Source organism: Hydrocoleum sp. CS-953, from assembly GCF_002260545.1.
Classification (GTDB): domain Bacteria; phylum Cyanobacteriota; class Cyanobacteriia; order Cyanobacteriales; family Microcoleaceae; genus Trichodesmium.
On sequence record NZ_LGSU01000583.1, the window covers coordinates 1 to 3,727 of the forward strand.

General features: G+C 37.2%; 2 protein-coding genes. One reads left to right on the forward strand and one right to left on the reverse strand.

The window, feature by feature from the left end:
• Positions 1-742 precede the first annotated feature (742 nt).
• The gene (locus AFK68_RS06345; RefSeq protein WP_094672043.1) at positions 743-2,443 is read left to right on the forward strand and encodes an energy transducer TonB; all 1,701 of its coding nucleotides are present in this window, start codon (positions 743-745) and stop codon (positions 2,441-2,443) included.
• A 165-nt stretch (positions 2,444-2,608) separates the two neighbouring features.
• Here the strand turns inward: AFK68_RS06345 and AFK68_RS06350 are convergent, their stop codons facing one another.
• A complete protein-coding gene (locus tag AFK68_RS06350) occupies positions 2,609-3,310 on the reverse strand; it encodes a sugar transferase (protein WP_094672044.1) in 702 nt (233 codons plus the stop codon).
• Between the last annotated feature and the right edge of the window lie 417 nt (positions 3,311-3,727).

Sequence of the window (3,727 nt, forward strand, 5' to 3'; positions counted from 1 at the left end):
TTCATTAATTGATAATTGATAATTGATAATTGATAATTACCTCTCCCTTTTAGGGAGAGGATTGACACTTAACAGGAAAAGATTTATTTCTCTTGGTCGATTGGATATGGCTCACTTCGGAGCGGCTCTGCAAGAGCGGGTTTCCTCGCCATCCCATCCTCAGGTCATGCTCCGCAAACGACCGCTTTTTTCCCTTGAAAGGGGAGGCTTCAAGGCGTGAATGATCTAATTATTTAATTGTTTAATTATTAATTATTTCGGTAAACCTTTGTAGCATAGGCATCTTGCCTCTAAGATAGCAATTAGTTGTGATTTGTGAGAATTTGTAATATTTGATTGTAGGGGTTTGGTCTCCAAACCCCTACTACTCCAAACCCCTACAGTTTTTTTCTCNTGTTTAATTATTAATTATTTCGGTAAACCTTTGTAGCATAGGCATCTTGCCTCTAAGATAGCAATTAGTTGTGATTTGTGAGAATTTGTAATATTTGATTGTAGGGATTTGGTCTCCAAACCCCTAAAGTTTTTTTTGACATCTCATTCCTGATTGCTATAGCTGTACCATTGTATTTTGGTTAGGACAATAAATTTGGAATGATTTTAATTTGATTAATTTCTTAACACTTTTTTATAGTGCTATACTTATTCATATCCTAATACTGAAAACTGAATGCTGATAGCTGACAGCTAGTTAAATTATCAACTAAAATTTTACTTTTATACCTTATAGGAGTTTCCTGATATGTCTGACTTTTCCTCCCTAGACCTAGATCGACCCATTGAAAAATCCTCTTTAACAGACACCCTCCGTCAACCAATATGGATAGCACTCTTTACCTCTGTGATTATCCATGCCATTTTAGGAATTAACTTACCAAAACTATCTCTATTCTCTGAGAAAGCCAAATTACCACCAACAGTAGGATTAGTTGAATTAACACAAGAACAACTTGAACGTCTTCCCCAACCAGAAGAACCAGAAATTACATTCTCTACAATACCAGAACCACCCAACTTTTCTCCTATTACACCACCAACTCCAGGTGAAGTACCATTTTTGTCCCAATCTCCATCTTCAGAATTGCCAACAATACCAGTAGACCCCTCAGACTACAATTTACCAAAATTACCACCCCTCGATTCTACCACTTCATCCTCTTCTACCCCCTCTTTTTCTGGTCCTTCTGTTTCTAGGTTGCCCAGAAATCCTTATCCAAGAGAATTTTCCTATCCATCCATACCAGGGCGATCGTCATTACCAACAACACCAATATATCCACCCCCACTACCTAATACAAATCGTCCACCTGTAGACATATTTCAAATTGAACCACCACAAGAGCCAAACCAAAGTCAAATAGATGAATATCAAATTAGGAAGAATTTGAATTTGACAGATAAAGTTTATGAATCAGGTTTATCTCGTCGTCCAACTCTAGAGATAGATCCTACAGATGAAACTTCTGTAGCTGAAAACTCTAGAGAATCATACTCAGCAAATTTAAAATTGCCTCCACAACGTTACCAAGATAAAGTTGAAAATAAAACTGCTATTGCTCCAACAGAAAATAACACCAATACTCAACCACAAAAAACACCTTTACCTCCAGACCCCACAAAAAAAAATCGATTGCCAGAAGCACCAATAGTTAGGCAATTACGGGAAGGAAAAACTATTCAAGATGTAGCAAATGAAGCCAAACAACAACAAAAGATAGTTATTGCTACGCCCTCACCAACCGAAACAAAAAAATCTCAACCGGAAACACCATCTGTTGCTCCTACACCTACAGCATCTTTAACACCAGAAAAACCAAAAGAATTTAAAGGTTCATTATTAGAAAAATTGCAACAACCACAAAAACAAAAGGTTACTGAAACTACCCCTACTCCAAAACCATCTCAAAAACCTGAAGAAAATTTAGCTGCTGCTACTTTGGAAGAAACAAAACCACCAACACCAGAGGTCAAAGTAACACCTTCTGTTGTTCCTACTCCCCAACCTTCCCCATCACTACAACCGCTACCAGAATTTAAGGGTTCACTGTTGCAAAAGCTACAACAACAAAAGCAGACAAATACTGTAGTTACTGAAGAGTCGCAGTCAAGAGAAATAGCTTTAGGTGCTGTTGGTGCTTATATGCAGTGGGCAATAGAATTAGAGGTAGGTGAAGAAAGTTTGACTCAACCCAAAGCTATTTCTGATGTTTATCCAGAAGCTGCTTGTGAGCAAAAGTTGGAAGGTAAAGCTACCGTGGGAGTATTAGTTAGTCCAGATGGTACTATTACTAAAGGACCCAAGTTGTTACTAGAAACTGGTTATCCAATGTTAGATGAAGTTGCTTTAGATGCAGTAAGTAAGCAATCTTTTGATAGTAGTGATGACTCTAAACTGTATCAGTATGAGTTTGATTTCGATAGTTCTAATTGTAGTAAGGAGTAGGAAGTAGTGTGGGCAGCATATTTTTGTTTGGTTTCCTGCGTTAACTCAACCTACTAGCTAGTAGGGATAGGTTGGGAAAGCAAAACCTCCAACACAAAGGGAGTAAAGCAAGGGAGATTCAGAATTCTAAATTCTAAATTCTAAATTCTAAATTCTAAATTCTAACTAACACGCACCTGATTTATTAAACACTACCCAAATAGTTTTCCAAATTAACTTTAGATCGTATGCAATAGACCATTTTTGCTGATACTCAATATCCATACGCACTATGTCTTCAAAATCTTTCACACGAGAACGACCATTTACCTGCCATTCTCCAGTAATACCAGGTTTTACATCTAGTCTGCGCCAATGATGAGCTTCATAACGTTCGACTTCATCAACAGTAGGAGGACGAGTTCCTACTAAACTCATTTCTCCCTTGAGAACATTCCAGAATTGAGGTAGTTCGTCTAAGCTACTCTTACGGAGGAAATGACCTATAGGAGTTATTCTAGGGTCGTTCTCATTTTTAAATATGTTACCCTTCGCCTCATTTTTAACTAGGTGCTTTAGTTTTTCTGCATTAACCACCATTGAACGAAACTTCCTGATCTGGAAAGTTTTGCCTTTGAAACCACAACGCACTTGAGTGAAAAATAGGGGACCGGGAGTATTAATTTGCATTAAGATCCAAACAGGAATTGCAACTACTCCTGCGATCCCTAACCCAACTAAAGCTCCTAAAATGTCAATTAAGCGCTTGGTTTTGCTAGTTACAGATGGATGAACTACTTGTTTAGATAGGTTAACTGAGTATTTTTCTTCTAGAACTGCTAGAGAGTTAATATTTGAAAATACTGATAAGTCAGATGTATTTGTCATTGTTTACACCCTGGTATAATATTTGACTGATGATTAAAGGCTTTAATATGATGAGGTGACAACTAGACTTATAGTTAAGAAAGGGAATGGGTTACACGCGGAAACGGAAAAAAAATTGCGACTATAGCGCTAGGCGCAAGTCAAAAGTTAAAAGTAATCTCTGAGTGAGTTTTTGGTGCTTCCATACTCCGCAAACGCGATTTAAGAATGTCCGCATCCTAAATGCCTAGTGGTATAAGAATCTTTTACTAAATAAGGATTTTTACTGATTTTAAGGTTAAATATTGAGGATTATTTACCCAAGTTTAACTTTACTCTCTGCGTATTTTCCTCATCATCTAAGACCGCTTCACCTAACCCCTGTCTACTTTTTTAGCTTATTGTCACTTTGTGAGTGATTTTATACATATTAGAGTT